Origin of the sequence: Longimonas sp., from assembly GCF_040409695.1 — a bacterium.
Lineage (GTDB): Bacteria > Bacteroidota > Rhodothermia > Rhodothermales > Salinibacteraceae > Longimonas.
In genome coordinates, this window is the sequence record NZ_JARWGJ010000226.1 from 38,242 (window position 1) to 56,493 (window position 18,252).

General features: G+C 57.9%; 14 protein-coding genes. 9 read left to right on the plus strand and 5 right to left on the minus strand.

What is annotated here, in order from left to right; genetic code table 11:
- Positions 1-47 precede the first annotated feature (47 nt).
- The 7 genes from ileS to PPP56_RS13810 all read left to right on the plus strand — a co-directional run bounded on the left by ileS (position 48) and on the right by PPP56_RS13810 (position 9,447).
- Positions 48-3,281 (plus strand): isoleucine--tRNA ligase, encoded by a 3,234-nt coding sequence (gene ileS, locus PPP56_RS13780; protein WP_353564632.1) that lies wholly within the window; start codon positions 48-50, stop codon positions 3,279-3,281.
- A 105-nt stretch (positions 3,282-3,386) separates the two neighbouring features.
- Positions 3,387-3,839, plus strand: a complete 453-nt coding sequence (locus PPP56_RS13785) for a TraR/DksA family transcriptional regulator (protein ID WP_353564633.1) — start codon at positions 3,387-3,389, stop codon at positions 3,837-3,839.
- A gap of 211 nt (positions 3,840-4,050) precedes the next feature.
- On the plus strand, positions 4,051-4,767 hold the full coding sequence (locus PPP56_RS13790) for a signal peptidase II (RefSeq protein WP_353564634.1): 717 nt from the start codon (positions 4,051-4,053) through the stop codon (positions 4,765-4,767).
- Positions 4,768-4,822: 55 nt separating this feature from the next.
- Entirely contained in the window at positions 4,823-6,643 is a 1,821-nt protein-coding gene (gene lepA / locus PPP56_RS13795; protein WP_353564635.1) for a translation elongation factor 4, read from the plus strand.
- 93 nt (positions 6,644-6,736) lie between these two features.
- The gene (locus tag PPP56_RS13800; protein ID WP_353564636.1) at positions 6,737-7,537 is read left to right on the plus strand and encodes a hypothetical protein; all 801 of its coding nucleotides are present in this window, start codon (positions 6,737-6,739) and stop codon (positions 7,535-7,537) included.
- 37 nt (positions 7,538-7,574) lie between these two features.
- On the plus strand, positions 7,575-8,732 hold the full coding sequence (lepB, locus tag PPP56_RS13805; protein WP_353564637.1) for a signal peptidase I: 1,158 nt from the start codon (positions 7,575-7,577) through the stop codon (positions 8,730-8,732).
- A 94-nt stretch (positions 8,733-8,826) separates the two neighbouring features.
- Positions 8,827-9,447 (plus strand): peroxiredoxin family protein, encoded by a 621-nt coding sequence (locus tag PPP56_RS13810; protein WP_353564638.1) that lies wholly within the window; start codon positions 8,827-8,829, stop codon positions 9,445-9,447.
- Positions 9,448-9,644: 197 nt separating this feature from the next.
- Here the strand turns inward: PPP56_RS13810 and PPP56_RS13815 are convergent, their stop codons facing one another.
- The 3 genes from PPP56_RS13815 to PPP56_RS13825 all read right to left on the minus strand — a co-directional run bounded on the left by PPP56_RS13815 (position 9,645) and on the right by PPP56_RS13825 (position 11,733).
- Entirely contained in the window at positions 9,645-10,091 is a 447-nt protein-coding gene (locus PPP56_RS13815; protein WP_353564639.1) for an SRPBCC family protein, read from the minus strand.
- A 91-nt stretch (positions 10,092-10,182) separates the two neighbouring features.
- Positions 10,183-10,773 (minus strand): ICP22 family protein, encoded by a 591-nt coding sequence (locus PPP56_RS13820; protein ID WP_353564640.1) that lies wholly within the window; start codon positions 10,771-10,773, stop codon positions 10,183-10,185.
- A gap of 459 nt (positions 10,774-11,232) precedes the next feature.
- The gene (locus tag PPP56_RS13825) at positions 11,233-11,733 is read right to left on the minus strand and encodes a hypothetical protein (RefSeq protein ID WP_353564641.1); all 501 of its coding nucleotides are present in this window, start codon (positions 11,731-11,733) and stop codon (positions 11,233-11,235) included.
- 327 nt (positions 11,734-12,060) lie between these two features.
- On the opposite strand from PPP56_RS13825, the gene PPP56_RS13830 reads away from it, so the two are divergent.
- Together PPP56_RS13830 and PPP56_RS13835 are read left to right on the plus strand one after the other, a co-directional pair.
- Positions 12,061-13,659: a glycosyltransferase gene (locus PPP56_RS13830; protein WP_353564642.1), complete on the plus strand. Its 1,599-nt coding sequence runs from the start codon at positions 12,061-12,063 to the stop codon at positions 13,657-13,659.
- Between the two features lie 94 nt (positions 13,660-13,753).
- Complete coding sequence (locus tag PPP56_RS13835) at positions 13,754-14,701, plus strand: hypothetical protein (protein ID WP_353564643.1); 948 nt, start codon at positions 13,754-13,756, stop codon at positions 14,699-14,701.
- Positions 14,702-14,766: 65 nt separating this feature from the next.
- On the opposite strand, the gene PPP56_RS13840 is transcribed toward PPP56_RS13835, so the two are convergent.
- Together PPP56_RS13840 and PPP56_RS13845 are read right to left on the minus strand one after the other, a co-directional pair.
- Positions 14,767-16,743, minus strand: a complete 1,977-nt coding sequence (locus PPP56_RS13840; protein ID WP_353564644.1) for a hypothetical protein — start codon at positions 16,741-16,743, stop codon at positions 14,767-14,769.
- Positions 16,744-16,858: 115 nt separating this feature from the next.
- The gene (locus tag PPP56_RS13845) at positions 16,859-18,088 is read right to left on the minus strand and encodes a glycosyltransferase family 4 protein (RefSeq protein ID WP_353564645.1); all 1,230 of its coding nucleotides are present in this window, start codon (positions 18,086-18,088) and stop codon (positions 16,859-16,861) included.
- Between the last annotated feature and the right edge of the window lie 164 nt (positions 18,089-18,252).

An 18,252-nucleotide genomic window follows, 5' to 3' on the forward strand; every position in this document is an offset into this window, starting at 1 on the left:
CTGTGTGCACGATGCACGTTTTTGCTTCACCTGTACAGACCAAGTTTATGAGTCACTTCACCCCGATTGACCGCCTCTCGCTTCCGGACATGGAAGAAGATATGCTCGACTGGTGGGCCGATCATGACGTGTTTGATCGTACGCTATCGGAGCGCGAGGGCGCACCGGCCTATACGTTCTATGAGGGCCCGCCCACGGCCAACGGGCGTCCGGGTATTCACCACGTTATGGCGCGCTCTATCAAGGACATCTTCTGCCGGTATAAGACCATGCAGGGGTTTCAGGTGGCGCGTAAGGCCGGGTGGGATACGCATGGACTGCCTGTAGAGATTGAGATTGAGAAGCGCCTTGACCTGCAGAGCCGCGCTGACATTGAGGAGTACGGTATCGAGGCCTACAACGCGGCCTGCCGGAACAGCGTGCTCGAATACAAAGACCTGTGGGACGAGCTGACCACCCGCATGGGCTACTGGGTTGATCTCGACGACCCGTATGTGACGTTTGAGACCGACTATATCGAGACGCTCTGGTGGCTCATCAAGCAGATCCACGAGAAGGGGCTGCTCTACAAAGGCTACAAGATTCAGTGGTATAGCCCCGGTTCGCACACCGTGCTCTCTTCGCACGAGGTGAGCCTTGGGTACGAAGAGACGCAAGACCCAAGCGTTTACATCCGTTTTCCCGTGCATGGCCAAGAAGATACCTACTTCCTGGCCTGGACAACCACGCCGTGGACCCTCATTTCGAATACAGCGCTCGCCGTAGGTCCCGATCTTACGTATGTGCGTGTTGAGCACGACGACCCGCATCAGGGCCAGGAGACGCTTATCCTGGTTGAAGAGCTGGTTGATACGGTGCTGGGCGATGAGCCGTACAAGATTGTGGAAACGATGCCGGGTAGCGACCTGGTGGGGCAGACGTACGACCCCGTCTTTCCGTATTTCAAGGAGAAAGCCGGTGCGGAGGCTGCCTGGCGTGTTGTACCGGCCGACATTGTGTCGACGGAGGAGGGCACCGGCATTGTGCATATGGCACCGGCCTATGGGGAAGAAGACTATGGCGTTGCGCAGGAGCAGGGCCTACCGCTCTTCAATCCCATCGATGCCGACGGCCGCTTTACGGAAGAGGCCCCGCTGGTTGAGGGGGAGTGGTTCAAGGACGCTGATAAAGAGATCACGACCGATCTTAAGAAGCGCGGTCTGCTCTACAAACATGAGACCTACCTGCACAACTACCCGCATGACTGGCGTAAGGGTACGCCGCTGATGAGCTATCCGGTTGAGAGCTGGTTTGTGGAGACGACGGCTGTCAAGGAGCGAATGGTTGAGCTCAATAAGACGATCAACTGGCAGCCGCCGGGTGTAGGGGAAGGGCGCTTTGGCGAGTGGCTGGAGAACAACATCGACTGGGCGCTGAGCCGCCGTCGTTACTGGGGCACGCCGCTTCCCATCTGGCAGAGCGACGAAGACCCTGAGTATGTGGAAGTCATCGGTTCGGTCGACGAGCTGCGCGCCAAATGCGGCGACCAGCTGCCCGACGACGACGCTGAGATAGATCTGCACCGCCCCTTCGTAGATGAACTTACCTGGCCGGCCCCCGATGAGGTAGGCGGCACGATGCGGCGCATCCCCGACCTTATCGACGTGTGGTTTGACTCGGGCGCTATGCCGTTTGCGCAGTGGCACTACCCGTTTGAGAACAAAGAACAGTTTGAGCGCAACTTTCCCGCTGACTTTATTGCGGAGGGGGTAGACCAGACACGCGGGTGGTTCTATACGCTGCACGCGCTGGCTACGCTTATCATGGACGACGTTGCATACCAAAATGTAGTCGTAAACGGTCTTGTGCTTGACGACAAGGGCAACAAGATGTCGAAGTCGAAAGGCAACACGCTGGAGCCGTTTGAGGTGATCGACGAGTTCGGGGCCGATGTGGTGCGCTGGTACATGATGAGCAACACCCCGCCGTGGGAGAACATCCGGTTCTCGAAGCGCGGACTGCGCGACCTGCGCCGCAAGTTCTTTGGCACGCTCGAAAATGTGTATAGCTTCTTCGCAACGTACGCGAATATCGACGGCTACACCTATACAGAGAGCACCGTGCCGCTTGAAGAGCGCCCCGAGCTTGACCGGTGGATCATCAGCCGTCTGCAGACGACGACCGATACGGTTACAGACTCACTGGACGACTACCATCCGACCAATGCAGCGCGGGCGGTAGAGCAGTTCGTGGACGACCTGTCGAACTGGTACCTGCGGCGTTCGCGCCGCCGGTTCTGGGCCTCGAAGCAGTCGCAGAACGGAACCGCAAAAGATGGCGGAGACAGCGTGCCGGCATCCAGTAAGCAGGCCGCCTACGATACCGTATACGAGTGCCTGGAGGCGGTGTCGCGCCTCATGAGTCCGGTGGCCCCGTTCTTCGGCGACTGGCTCTACCAGGCGCTACACGAGGGCAACGCCGCTCCAGCAAAGGACTCCGTGCATCTGGCCAACTTTCCAGCCGCCGATGACGAGCGCCACGACAAGGCGCTGGAGCATCGGATGGGACTGGCGCGCACCATCTCATCGGTCGTACTGTCGCTGCGCAACGAAGCAGAGATCAACGTGCGTCAGCCACTGGGGCGCCTCATGGTAGTAACCGGCACAGGCGTCTCCGAAAACATCGTCGAACAGGTGCGCGACATCATTCTCGACGAGGTGAACGTGAAGACGATCGAATACGTCGACGGCTCCAGCGAAGTAGTTGAGCGCTCGGCCACCCCCAACTTTAGCCGCCTGGGTCCGCGCCTGGGTCCGCTCATGCAGCCGGTAAACAAGGCCGTGCGTGCGCTCGACGACGACGCGATTGGGCGTTACCTGGAACAGGGATCGCTTGACCTGGAAGTGGAAGGGGAAACTGTGCACCTCGGGCCCGACGACCTGGAGATCTCCAGTGCCGGTATTGAAGGCTGGCTCGTAGAGCAGCACCGCGACGTAACGGTGGCACTCGATACGCAGATTACTGAAGCACTGCGTACAGAAGGGCTGGCCCGCGAATCCGTGAAGCGCATCCAGAATCTGCGTAAGGACGCTGAGTTTGAGGTTACCGATCGCATCACCATAACCTACGATGGATCAGAGCGCATTCAGGCGGCTGTGAACGCATATGCCGATTGGATACGGAACGAGACGTTAGCCCTGGAGTTGCAGCCCTCCAATCAGCCTACGGGTGAGGCAACCCAGACTTTTGAGATTGGTGACGAGCATCTCACAGTAGGCATCCAGCGAACGTCTCGCACGTGAGCGGGACCTGCCGAGCTATGCGAAAGAGAGATGCACATCGTACGCCCTCTCCCCAAGCGTTCGCGCCCTCGCGCTTACTCCCTCCCTTGTAGTACGATATCTCTTATGCCAGATACAACTTCCTCCTCGGGTTCAAACACCGCGTCTTCTCAGGAAGGCCGCCGTAAAGAACGACAATCGCCGTTCTCAGACGAAGAGCTTCAGCATTTTAAGGAGCTCATCATGGAACGGCGGCGCAAAGCCAAAGAAGATGTCGAACGGATGCGAGCGCAGATCGAAGAATCGCGTGAGCAGGCTGGAGACAACACGGCGTACAGTTTCCATATGGCCGATGCCGGTACCGATGCTATGGAGCGCGAAAAGCTGCACCTGATGATTGCGCGACAGCAGAAGTACATAGGCTACTTAGACCGGGCACTTGAGCGCATCAAGAACGGCACCTACGGAATCTGCAAGGTGACCGGTAAGCCAATTGCAAAGGAGCGATTAGAAGCAGTGCCCCATACCGAGATCTCTATCAAAGCTAAGAAAGAACAGAAAAAGCAAGAGCGTCAGTAGCTGGGGCCTGCTGCGGAATGCACAGCCCGCTTCCTGCATAGCACTTTATGGTGAGTGGTGCACAGTGCACGAAGAGGGGGCTGCTCCCTGTGCCGATTGACTGCATGGCTGGCTATGCAGGCTGGCTACACAGGTTGACTACACAGGCTGGCTATGCAGCAGGCTGACATCTTCTTTTATCCGTCTATGTCTCTGTTTTTGTGCTGTATGTATGCGCGTTCTTTGGATTTCCCTTGCTGTCATCGGTCTTGATCAGGCCACGAAGTGGTTGGTTCTGGAGTTGATGTATCGGCACCAGTCCATTCCGCTTATCGGCGACTGGCTGCGCTTTACGTTTACTGAAAATCCAGGCATGGCCTTTGGCATCCAGTTTGGCCCGCCCGGTACGGTGGCACTCCTTGCGGTACTGGCTACCGGGCTCGTGATCTATTACATTGTGCAGGTGCGCGATCTCTACCTACCCTACCGGGCGAGCCTGGCATTTATTCTGGGCGGTGCTATCGGCAATATCATTGATCGGGTGTTCTATGGCGTGTGGCTGGGATATGGTGGTCTGTTCGAAGGACGCGTGGTAGACTTCATCCACGTAAGCCTATGGCAAGGCTTCGTGCATCCAAGTGTGCCCCTGATTGGGGGCAGCTACATGGAGCTGTTCCCAATATGGAATGTGGCCGACATGGCGATTGTGCTGGGGGTAGTTGGGGTCTTGTTCTTCCACAACGCGTTCTACGAAGAGATGCTTGCTCGTGAACAGCAAGGCGAGAACGCGGTAGAGCAACCTACCCACGAGGGAGAAGCTCATTCGTCCAGTACGGAACGCCCTGCATCCAATGGGGTGCCTCCGGCTCACTCTGCAGATGCCAACGCTGCGACACGCAACGAACCTCAGCGCGGCGATACGTCTGCTTCCTCCTCGCCTGGTGCGTAACTCCAACACGTACCGCCCGCTTTTATATTCTGCCTCATGCAGTGGTGCTTTCGCTATGTCTACAGACACCTCCCGCATTCGCAACTTTTGCATCATCGCACACATCGACCACGGAAAAAGCACCCTGGCCGATCGGCTGCTTGAGAGCACAGGCACCATCAGCGATCGTGACCTGCAAGAGCAGACGCTCGACGATATGGACCTGGAGCGTGAGCGGGGAATTACGATCAAGAGCCACGCGGTGCGTATGAAGCACACGGCTCCAGATGGGGAGACCTACACGTTTAACCTGATCGATACACCCGGGCACGTCGACTTCACCTATGAGGTGTCGCGTGCGCTCAAGGCGTGCGAGGGCGCGATCCTGCTCGTTGATGCCGCGCAAGGCATCGAGGCGCAGACCATCTCAAACGCGTACCTGGCTCTGGAGCAAGACCTGGAGATCATCCCGGTCATGAACAAAGTCGACCTGCCCGTAGCACGTCCCGACCAGGTAGCCATGTCGCTTGAGGAGCTGCTGGGCGAGCCGGCTGAGGACATCCTGAAGATCAGTGCTAAAACGGGCGAGGGCATCGACGAGCTGCTCGACCTTGTTATCAACCGCGTTCCACCGCCCACGGGTGATGAAGATAAGCCGCTCAAGGCACTCATCTTCGACTCCATCTACGATTCGTACCGCGGGTCGGTCGTCTACGCACGTGTATTCGACGGCACCCTGAATAAGGGGGATGCGATGCGTTTCATGGCTACGAAGCAAGAGTACGATGCCGAAGAGCTGGGCGTACTGCGCCTGGGGCGTCAGAAAGTTGATACGCTCAAGGCGGGAGACGTAGGGTACATTATCGGCTCCATCAAAGACGTGTCGCACACCCGTGTCGGTGACACGATTACGCACAAACACAATCCGGCAGACAAAGCGATCCCGGGCTTCAAAGAAGTGAAGCCCATGGTGTTTAGCGGTGTGCATCCCACGCAGTCGGAGGACTTCGAGGATCTGCGCAGCGCGCTTGAAAAGCTGCAGCTTAACGACGCGTCACTCACGTTCGAACCCGAGACGTCGGCTGCACTCGGGTTCGGATTCCGTGTAGGCTTTCTGGGGCTGCTGCATATGGAAATCATTCAGGAACGCCTCGACCGTGAGTTTGGGCTCGACATCATCACCACCGTGCCCAATGTGGAGTATCGCGTGCGGGTCAGCAACCCGGGTGACGACGATCAGGAGCTTGTGATCGTCGACAACCCCAGCGAGATGCCCCACTATGGCGACATCGATGCTGTTTACGAGCCGTTTGTTGAAGCTGATATTATCGTGCCGAGCGAGTACATCGGCAACATCATGCAGCTCTGTGAAAATAGGCGGGGGGTGTACGTGAATCAGCGCTACCTGGATACCGAGCGCGTCAACCTGCAGTATGAGCTCCCGCTGGCCGAGATCGTGTTCGACTTCTACGATAAGCTCAAGAGCGTGAGCCGGGGCTACGCCTCGCTCGACTACGAATTCCTGGAATACCGAGAGAGCGACCTGGTCAAACTCACCGTACTCATCGACAAAGACCCGGTCGACGCACTCTCTACCATTGTTCATCGCGACAAGGCATACGAGATTGGGCGCAAGCTTGCCAAAAAGCTGAAAGAGAAGATTCCAAAGCAGCTGTTTGAAGTACCTATCCAAGCATCGATTGGACGTCGGATTGTAGCGCGCGAAACCGTGAAGGCCCAGCGTAAAGACGTGACGGCGAAGTGTTACGGCGGCGATATTACGCGTAAGCGCAAGCTTCTTGAGAAGCAGAAAGAAGGGAAGAAGCGTATGAAGCAAGTAGGCGAAGTTGAAGTGCCTCAGGATGCCTTCCTGGCTATCCTGTCGGTCGATGATTAAAGGGATTGCAGGGTTCAGGTGTAGTACAAGATGCGAAGTTTTTTTCCACGGGTGTGTATAGCCTGGCTGACTGAGCGCTTCCATTCATGCTGGATGTCCGTATCTCAGTCCGCATCCCATAGCGGCTCTACCAGGCTGCAGGTAGTGCTTGCCGGTGCCGTGCTATGCGCCATGGCACATGTGCCCACAACCGAGGCGCAGAGTCTGATAGAACGCTACAAGCAGACGCGCCAGATGCAGCTGCTGGACCAGCTCTATCCAGCGTCGCCGCTGCAGCCGCCACAGAGCCAGCCGTACCAGCACATCGTTACAGCACTCGACTCGCTGTTCGAAGAGGCTGCTGCTCCTGTGCGCAAGGGGCCTCAGTTTACGGTTGAGCGGATGCGTGTGGCGCATCGCTTCGAGAAAGGCTGGCTGCAAGAGACCTTTTCTGATACGGCGTGGTCGTTTTTTGGCCCACAGCCACAGCGTACGCTGCTTGACACAACGCGAACGGTAGACCTGCGTGCGCGCATGCAGGCCCACTTCGGGGCGCCCACCTACGTGCTGGCCGACGACCTGCAGCCCGACCGAGATGACTTCGACCAGTTTGCCTACTGGTTTGTGGTAAATGACTCGATTCCTGTTGTTGTAAGCGATGCCGACGGGCCTCGTAACCGAGGGGTGATTGTAGCGACTGAGCGTCGTTGGCGGTCTGTTCTTCCCGATGTGCGTGAAGCTGTGCTGCAGCCGATTCGCGAAACCCCCGACCGGGCTCCTTACGTTGACTATTTCTACGACCGCGTGGACCGCCGCTGGTATCGTGCTGGATATGACGGCATCCAGTTTTTCCTGGAGCCTGTATCTCGCCGAGCGCTTACTCCCGGACGGCGTCCCCCACCCCCAACGCCGTAGCGGTCGTTTCGCATCCTTCTGATTTCTCTCCTGTGCTGTGGCTGACCGGTCTTCCTCTCGTTCGCGTAGGCGCAACGACGCCCCCTCTCAAAAAAGCGAGTTTCGCCAGTGGGTTGAGGCGATCGTTGTCGCCGTTGTAATCGTGCTGATCATCCGCACGTTCTTCTTCGATCTGTTTCGCATCCCCACGCCCTCGATGGAGCGTAACCTGCTCGTGGGCGACTACCTGTTCGTGTCGAAGCTGCACTACGGCACCCGCCTGCCGATGACGCCCCTGGCGGTGCCGTTCGGGAGCGCCTTCCGCGACGATCTCTATCTCGATGCGCCCCAGATTCCATATACCCGTCTTCCCGGCTTCTCTTCGATCGAACGCGGCGATGCGGTTGTGTTCAACCTCCCGCCCGATGATGGTCCTATTGACCGTAAGATGCACTACATCAAGCGTATCATTGGGATGCCTGGCGAAACGCTACAGATTACGGATAAGGTGGTTGCGGTCGATGGGAACCGCCTGCCGCTGGGGGAGGGGATGCAGTACTTCTGGACCGTACGGAAGTCCGACGCCCGATACCAGGTGTCACGTAGCGAACTCGAAGACCTCGCTATATCAGCTTGGCGCGAAAACCCGGATGGCGAGATGGCACGTACGCTCGCCACGGCACGTGCTGCGCTGGAGGTGCGCGACTGGTCGTGGGTCGAGGATGTAGAGCCGCTCGTGCTGCGCAATACCAACTACGACTCCGTGCTTTATCCGCCCAACCAGGGGTTCACGCCCGATAATTACGGACCGCTTACCATACCGGCTGCAGGAAAAACAGTCACGCTAAATGATGAAACATGGCCTGTGTATGAACCCGTCATTACGCGTTTTGAAGGGCGGTCGGCACGGGCGATGACCGACTCAACGTATGCCATCGACGGCGAGGAAACGACCACGTATACGTTTGAGCAGGACTACTACTTCATGCTGGGCGATAACCGCGACGATTCAGAAGATAGCCGCTTCTGGGGATTCGTTCCTGAGGACCATATTGTAGGAAAAGCCCTGTTCACGTATTTCTCCTGGGATGCAGAGGCCTTTCGTCCGCGTTTTAATCGGATTCTGCGGCCTATTCAAGATGGCGAAGTATTTACTGACACCCCAATCTTGGAAGACGGAAACCTCGTTGAGGCAGCCGCCACAGACCGCGAGTAAGACGCACAACCAGCATGCTCACTGGCTACGCATCAGGATAAAGTGCGTTGGATCTGCTTGGATATGTACCCTCTGCTAACCCTTTTTGCTAACTATGCCGAACACACCGCCACCTCCAACACCGCCAGAGTCGTCTGCATCATCGGGTAGCATCGCTTCACGGATTGCTGCAAAAGTGAGTAGCTTTATCGGCCGGTTCTGGGTTGTTGCGCTCATTATTGGCGTTACGTGGTACCTGGTACAGGGAATGGGAGCACCTGTCGAACTCCCCGACGATGTACGCTCAGCCCCCGACTTTGCCCTTGAGTCGATAGATGGAGACCGAGTACAGCTCTCTGACTATCAAGACAACGTCGTGGTGTTGAGTCTCTGGGCTACCTGGTGCGCTACCTGTCAGCAGCAAACCCCCGGCTTCGTCCGCGTGCAGGAGGAATATGAAGAGAAGGGGGTTCAGTTTATTGGGCTCTCCATCGACCAAGGAGGACTTGAAGATGTGCGCGCCTTTGTTGAGCAGCGTCAGCCCGTCAACTACCCGATGGTGAACAGTCCACGAGTCGCATCGCAGAAGTATGGTACTACCCGAAGCGTGCCACGTACGTTTGTCATTGATACGGACGGTATGATCCGGTACGAGCACACGGGCCTGTTTATGACAGGGGAACTCAAACCGGTGCTTGATGCGGTGCTAAATGAGAGCCAGGAGGCTTCGCTCTAAGAACCTGTTTGGGTTTTGGTTTGCAGGCGAGAGCGAGCGCCGCTGCAGCGAAAATTGGACCACGATAGAGGTTCGTAGCCGGGGTTACGGGCCGATATCGGGGACAATTTGCAGCCCAGCGTAGCCGCTCGCAGCCCAAATTAAGAAATCAAAACAGGTTCTAAGAAAAGAGCAAGACGCGAGACGCACTATGAGCACTATGAGGAGACGCGTTGGGCCTCCATATGGTCTTTGAGATTTGCCAGCAGCGTCTTCACCTCGCGCTCGTTGTAGCGTTTAGCCACAGCCTCAGCCGCCTTTTTGAGAACAGGCACCGGGATGTCGTACTTCGCCTCGTAGACGACGCGGGTGCCGTCATTGTGCTCCTTAAAAGACCAGGCGATCTGTCCTTCAAGCCCTCCTTCCATCTCGAATTCGATATGTGAGGGAGGGTCGTACGTTGTTGCACGCACCTCGCCTTTGAAGCGTACCCCCAGGAAGCTATACACATACGAGGCATGCGATCCGCCATTGGGGAGGCGTTTAATCAAGGTAGACTCTACCAGGCTGGGTGTGATATCAGCCTGATGGGCAGGCTCATCCATGTAAGCAAATACGTCTTCAAGCGGGGCGGCGATGTCAATCTGATCGCGGACATATACCATGGTACTCGGTCAGTTTCTGTTTGATTGCAGGCTGTCAGATAGAGAACAACGAGCATCTGAAGAAAAAGAGCCGATCAACGGGGAGCCAACGCTACTGTGTTTCCTCGTCGCGTACCACGTCGAACATAGAAGCGCCATTATCGCGATTTCGAGACCCGTGAGGTGCATCAGGAGGTGCTTCTGATGTCTCGTTTTCTGCTTTCGATGCTCCGTTGGATGCGTTTTTTTGCTCGTGCAGCGCGCGCATCGCATGATTCATTAGCGCTTCGGTGTCGAGATCGTCGGCAGAGAGCGTGCCGGGGTCTCCTTCGTGCGAGCCATCTCCGGTAGAAGTGGAAGCGTCGTCGTCACTATGCAGGTCATTCAGGCGCTCCTTCAGCTTGCGAAGGCGGTCAGCTGCAGTTTCTGCCGTTGCGTTTTCGTCGGCATCCGCAGAACCCGTTTCACGAGTAGCTGCTTCTGGAGAAGAGGAACGATCTTGCCTTGATGCTTGCATCGTTTCTTGTTCAGGGTGCCGGTGCGTATCGATGAGGCGCGCAATCACTTCATCAATCGAACAGTCTTGCACCGTTGCCTGCCGGACCAGCCATGACCAGAGCCGCTTCGGAAGGGTCAGGTCGCGCGTCTCAAGAGCGTTTAGAGGCGACGTAGCGCCGCGAGAGTCAGGTGAAGTGTTGGACATGGCAGGGCAGTAGTGATCAAGAGTAGCAGACAGTCCATACAGGATGCTACTCACGTGCTGTGCAAGTGAATACCTGTATGCACTATGTGATAGTCTCAACACAGCCCAGGTGTTTGTACCAATGTATCAACGAGCAGGTGTGCCGGGTAACACAGAGGTAACGATGTGTGATATGAGGACTACGGCCTGGGCCTTCGTCTTTGCGATGCTGCTTCAGGGGCTATTCCTACTACAAGAGTTGTTGGTAGTGGGTAGACGCTAAGTGATAAGGCTATCAGACACTGCAGGTTTGTCTTGTTCGAACCCCCTCTCCCTTTGGGCTTCTCCCCCTTATCTAAGGGGGAGATGTCGGTAGACAGAGCGGGTTGGGCCGAATCCGATAGTGTCAGCTACACGACAATCACTTATCATTGAGCCGCGACCGAGTTGTTTTGTGCAATAAGTGCTTTATGACAGGTGCTATGGCTGAAGATGCGGCGGTGGGGTTGCAGGGGCTGGCTGTGCATGCCAGCGCCCTTCAATCGTAAGCACGGGATCGTCGCCCTCTTTAGCCATCTCAGCATACACATGCCCGGCTACGTCGGTGTCGGTAAGATGCTCAATGGTAACGGTGCCCGACTCGGCCTCGAATTCTCCGTGCACCGGATGCTGCATGAAGATGATAGCGCCTGCAGGCAGACTCGCTTCCTCTGCGTCTGGACGTTTCTTATCGGCTGCGGGAGTCCGTCCGGCCCATTCGGCGGGCAAGATTGCATACTCTGTACGCTCCGAGAACGGGCGAGTCCAGTAGAGCGACCATCCGGTAGCCTGGGCATCGAGCTCAATGCCCGGTGCAGCACTGTCTATTTCGCGAACGTACGCATCCCCCCGAACGGTGTCGCTGATGAGTCCGTCCATAACGAGAACGAAGGTGCCCCGCTCTACATCGTCGTAAACGCCATTTTCGGAACAGGCGGTCATTAGCACCGCGAAGAACAGCACAAACAGTACGCCAGATGCTCTCACAAGCGGGGACATGTGAAGCGGCATGTAGGCGGAAGAGGCAGACGGGCGCAGGTCGTCGTGTCTACCGCTCTGCGTGTGGCTGGGGGTATCTGCAACCATTCGTTTAGTACGTGTAGAGCTCAAGATAAAAACCACCGGGGAGCGTCGTTGCACTCATGCCTATGCACAGGGTTCAGAGCTGAAAACCAGCGCCTTCAACAGAGGCACGATGGCACTGTAACGCGCCATGCTGTTCCGTTACAAAAAAGATGGGCACGAATCCGTTCGAGCACTTCTGCGTGCATGAGCGTGCCGCATTCTGAAGGAAAATCACGTCGTATGATAGGGGTTGACGTTCTTGCTATTCTCGTGGCGGTAGGCTACACCGCCAGCCTGCTGGTACTTACGGTGTACGGACTGCACTGGGGATGGTGGGCATGGATGCGCAGACAGTATGCTGTAACCGACGCTGCTGCCCCGTCTTCCTGGCCAGCGGTTACCGTGCAGATTCCGCTCTACAACGAGCCCGAAGTGGCGGCGCGAGTAATCGATGCCTGTGCACAGTTAGACTACCCGGCCGACCGACTTCACATCCAGGTGCTCGACGACTCAACCGACTCCACGTCTGCACAGGTTGCAGAGCGGGTAGCATACTGGAGGCAGCAAGACCGGTCTATTGCTCACATTCAGCGTGACCACCGTGCCGGATACAAGGCAGGCGCCCTGGCCCACGGTCTTAACCGTACCGAGGCGCCTCTCGTTGCGATCTTCGATGCCGACTTCGTGCCGCCCGCCAACTTTCTGCGAGCAATGGTTCCGCATCTCGCAGATCCGGAGGTCGGCATGGTGCAGGCACGGTGGGCTCACCGCAACACCCGGTCGAACTGGTGCACGTGGTGCCAGGCTGTGGGACTGAACGCGCATTTCGGACTCGAACAGGCCGGACGCCATGCCGGGGCGTTCTTCATGCACTTTAACGGTACGGCAGGCGTCTGGAAACGCAGGTGCATCGAAGAAGCAGGCGGATGGCAGTCCGATACGCTCACCGAAGACCTGGATCTGAGTTATCGTGCACAGCTTGCGGGTTGGAAGCTGGTGTACATCGATGACGTTGCGGTTCCTGCTGATCTACCAGGCACGGTAGCTGCATGGCGCACGCAGCAGTTTCGCTGGACGAAAGGGGCTATCGAGACAGCACGCAAGCTTCTGTGGGCGCTATGGCGGTCGGATGAGCGGATGCGTGCGAAGGTGGCCGGGAGCCTGCATCTGCTGGCGCATCTCGCGTTTCCTGCGATCGTAGGGGCGGCACTGCTACACGCTCCGCTTCTGGTAGCCGCTGCGTACAGCAACGCAATTCCCTCAGCCTTGCTGCATGGGCTTACGGCCGGGGTTGTAGGATTCGTTGCGTTCGCCTGGGCCGTCTGGGTGGCACAGCGGGCGGCGGGATGGTCGGTAGGAGATATTGTGCGTGGGCTGCCTGCCTTCTTTCTTGGGTCGATGGGACTGGCCGTGAACAATACAAAAGCAGTATATGCTGCGCTACGGCGCAGGACCATTCCATTCCGCCGCACCCCAAAAGGAGCGCAGACACGGGCGGTTCATGCAACGTCATTGACCACGCGCGCCGCAGAGGCGCTGCTCGGAGGGTACTGCGCATTGGGCGTAGGCGCATTGTGGATGCATCAGGTCTGGATTGCCCTTCCGTTTCAGGCGGCCCTCGCCGCCAGCTTCCTCCTGATGGCTTTCACCGATTGGTGGCAGCATGCGAAAAAGCGCCAAGCGGGAATGTCGCGACCAGATGGCATACATCTTGACGCTGAGCAGAACGGAGTGGGACCCGCCACCCCGGGCTATGACGATGTTGCAGCACGCCGATGCGAAGAGGATGCAAACCCCGTCTGAAACTCTGCCTGAGCTCTTTCAAAACAGCGGTACGCGTCGTACGTTGACGGACTGTCTATCCTGTTATTCCCTCGTTATCGGTGAGCCCCCGTATATGGCTGTATCCGTCATCCAAGATGCGCTGCACCTGCTGCGTGACGGCGCGTCTTCTACCGCTATTGAGCGTCTGGAAACCGCTGTCACCGAGACGCCTGCCTATGCAGCGGCATATGTTCTACTGGCACGAGCCTACGAAGGGCAGAGCCAGTGGCGGCTGGCGCGTACAGCCTGGAACCAGGCACATGTACTGGTGCCCCATAGCGCCACCGTGAAAGAGGGGCGGCGGCGCGTCTGGAAACAGCTGCAAGACTTGCAAAAGAAAGAGCGTTCCCCTTCTACGCAGCACAACAGTCACGATCAAAGGGAAGCCGTCGGGGGCGGTCAAAATAGCGCGCCTGAAGACGACACGCATGCAGAAGCGGGCCCTGCCTCATCGGAAAACGAGCGGGCAACAGTGCAAGCACCGAGAGATACAGAGAAGGCCGCTCAATCTCTTGAAGAGAACCGAGCTCGGGGCCGATCAGGTCGTGAAGGCGAGCCAGAAGAAGCGGATCCGGAGGCGCGCCTGCCTTCCATCTCGTTCGACGACGGTCCGAGTGATCTGGAGGCACTGCGAGCCCAGACCAATCAGGCGGTAGAGCAGCAAAAATCCACATTGTCCTACTCCTTTGAGCCTGAGGGGGAGCCCAAGCATCCTCTCAACGAGACCGATGCGGATCTGGACCGTTTGATTGAAGATCTGCAGGCGGCCCGCATCCCCACCGAACCAGACATCGACGATGTACCTACCCCTGATCTCGACGACGACATCGAGGATATGGTGTCGGAGACGCTTGCGCGCATCTATGCGTCGCAGCAAAACTACCACGAGGCGGCTCGCATCTACATTCAGTTGGCCTCGCAGGAGCCCGATCGTTCTTCAGAGCTCCTGAAACAGGCGACGCTCATGCGGCAGAAAGCAGCTGCACAGGAAGGGGGCGATAGGCACGACGATGCCGGGTAAGGATGCCGCACCCTGCAATACGTGGTACAGGGGTGCAAGGCTCTGTTACGAGGACAAGGATACCTCTACGAAGACGAGGATACCTCAGAATGGGCGTTGTGCGAGCCGTTGCCTGTCGGCCCTGGCGACGACTCGGAGCGACCGTCGCCCGTCTGCTCTCTGGCTCTGGGAGCGTTAAGCTGAACCGGAGCGGCTGGGTGCAGGTCAAGTTCAAAGAGGCGGCAGCTTATCCCGACGTACACGCAGCGTTTAACCAGGGCACGCTGTGTTGACGTAGAGGTAGAGGAGGCCGGAACGATAAGCTCTTCCACATCATGCATCTCTATCAGGTCGTGCAACTCCCTGGGAGTCCCCAGAATGGCGGTGCCCTGTACGCGCAGGCCAACGCGCTCCGTTTCGTCATCGACAAACCCTACGACCGTGCGTTCGAGCGACGGCTCTTCGCGGATATGACGCAGCGCGAGTACGCTGGGGCTTCCGCTCCCGTAGATGAGCACGCGTCGTCCGTTTGAGCGTTGCGCCGCGATATACTGTCGTAGGCCGCGAAACCCAAACCGGATGCCAGCAACGGCTGCCGTCGCGATCATCCAGTCAAGAACAACGATTGCGGGAGAGAGGTGCTCTCCGAATCCGGCTACCCATGCGGCCGAGACGACAGCGGCTGATGCAACGCTCGACCCCACAACCAGCCGAAGAAACTCAGAGGTGCCTGCGTGACGCCAGATGCCGTGGTAGAGGCCAAACGCATAGAAGACGATCACTTTGATCGCCATGACTGCAGGCAGGGCCTGTAGCATGAGCCGGTCATAGGGGGCCGGCGGAGCGCCGTCGTAGCGCAGGTGAAAGGCAAGAACGAGAGCGGCGCCTACAAGCAGCAGGTCGGCGATTGTGCCGATGAGAGACTTCCAGTAAGGGCCGCCAGCAATGGCCTGCATGACGGCGCCGAACTTCTGTGTTGCCGTCTTACGCTCAACGCGCAGCGGAATGTCGATGCGTGGGTAGTGCGTTGCCCCGGCCAGGTAGAGTCCGAGAATGGCACAGACGCTGATTCCGAAAAGAAGCAGTGCGATAAAGAGCGGGGTAGACGCCCAGTACGTGGCAATGGCAACCGCCCCGAAAAGGGCCGAGAGGCCCCAGAGTAAGACAACAGCCTGCCGTTCAGAAAGCCCCAACAGCACCAGGCGATGCATGGTATGGTCGGTTCCCCCTTCTGTGACGGGGCGGCTGTTCAGGATGCGGGTGATGGTGACAAAGGTAGTGTCAAAGATCGGCACTGCCAGGACCATGACGGGAATGAGCGTAGCCGCTACGGGCTGGCCCTGTCCCTGCACTGTGAGGGCAATCGTGGCCAAGGTAAAGCCCAGCAGCAGACTCCCGCAGTCGCCCATGAAAATGCGAGCGGGTTTGAAGTTAAAAGCGAGAAAGCCGAGAGTGGCTCCTGTAACAGCGAGCGAGACAGCAGCAACGCCATAGAGTCCGGCAAGCCAGGCAATAGTAGCAAGGGCCGTCGTGGCAATGGCAGTGAGCCCTGCAGCCAGCCCATCCATGCCATCAATGAGATTGACTGCGTTGGTAATCCCAACGACCCAGAGAAAGGTAAGGGGGATGTGTATCCAGAACGGCGCGCCCCGCCAGAATGCATAGCCTGCGTAGATAAGGAGCGCAGTAGCTACGATTTGGACAACGACCTTGCTCTCAGGGCGAATGTCAAGTGCATCATCAGCAAGCCCAGACGCAAAAACGAGTCCGATGGCAAGCCACACAGGCCAGCTGTAGACATCAAAGAGTCCGGCAAGGCTTAGTCCGCCTACGAACGCTGCAAAGATGGCGGTGCCACCCATCAGAGCAACGGGGGTAGAATGCCAGCGCTCGTCGCCCGGCCAGTCAATCCATCCTGCGGTGCGCGCGCCCCATATGACAGCAGGCGTCACGACCAGGGCGAGGAGAAACGATGTAATGAGGCTGTAGAAAAGTGCATCCAACGCATCAGGCTCTGCCAGCGCAGCGAGTGAAAAAAGGGGAGAAAAGAGGAGCACATGCATAAAGCACAGAGCGATGTTAGAAGGCAGGCCCATGCAGGGAGCAGGTAGGGCTGCAGGATGATGTCAGGAGGCCGGCGCCATGAGCCGGGGGTGTACGTACGGGTGGGGAGTGCAGTTATGAGGCGATATGGCGAGGGTGGTGAGCGCGCATACACGTACGAAGCGTGCGATTGAACGCAGTGGCAGCACGCGCATCGGCATCAGTTACGGCGGCGCGAGCTCGCTGTCCAGCAGCGTGGCGGTGGGCGTCGTCGTTTGCCCATGAGGTCAGCGTATCGGCCAGCTGCTTTCCTGTAGGAGTAGGTAGAACCGACCCGCAATCGTTTTCGCGCAATACGCGTGCCGCCTCGCTCCCTGCAGGGCCGAGAAAGAGAGCCGGGCGGCCAGCGGCCATCACGCCATAGAGTTTGCTGGGCACGACCAGCCCTTCCAGCGAGGGTTGCATCGTAACCAGATGAACGTCGGCAGCACTCAGGCTATGCGCAAGGGTTTCAAACGGCTGGTATGGAAAAAAGCGGACGTTATCCAGTCCGCGTTCTGCCGTCAGGGTCTGCAGGCGCGCTTTACGCGGTCCTTCGCCGACGAAGACGAGCACGGCACGGGGCACCTGGTTATGCAGGTAGGTAGCTGAGCGCAGCACAGCATCAAAGGGGTGCGCCAGCCCCATATTGCCCGAATACATGACCACAAAACGGTCTTGTAGCCCGTGCTCTTTGCGAAAGGTGTTCTCGCTGTGCGGAATGGGACGGACGGTCTCTGGGGGCCAGTTTGGAACGACACGGATATCTTGCTTCGGATACCCACGGGCGGCGATGCGCTCTTGCATGCAGCGGCCCACCGTAACAACACGGGTGTGCCGGTGCAGCGCCCAGGTCGATACGCCACGTAGCAGGCGAGCCAGGAGCCCGTTTTGCGACAGCACACCAAGCTTTTCGGCTACTTCCGGGTAGACATCTTGGGCCCAGTGGATGGCAGGCACGTTCCAGTACCGCCCCAGAAGCGCACTTACGACGAGCTGTAATGGCGGGTCGGTTTTTGAAACTACAACGTCGGGCCGGGAGAGGCGGAGCGCACGAGCCAGGAAAGCGGGATAAAGCGAAGCATAGGCAAGCGCGCGCCGCAGCGTGCTGGCTCGCGTAAAGGCAAGCGCCGCTACCCGCTCAACGGCTACCCCATTACGCACGGTCGAAGCCGGTTCGCCCTCAGCCGGTCCAGCCAGTACGGTAACGCGCCACCCATAGCTGATCAGGCGTTCGGCGAGTTCAGCGAGAATAGCACCAGTGGCTCCCGTGTTTGGGGGATAGACGCGGTTGATGAACAGCACATGTGGTCGAGAGTCGCTCAAAAGAGAAGCCATTCGCTATGAGAGAAGAGCATACATACCCTGGTAGCGGTAAGATGTTAAATGATTGTCTGTGGTTTACATCATCGCAATCTGCTCAAACCCCCTCTGTCTGCCGACATCTCTCCCTTGGCCAAGGGCGAGAAACCCGACACGAGCCCGTAGGG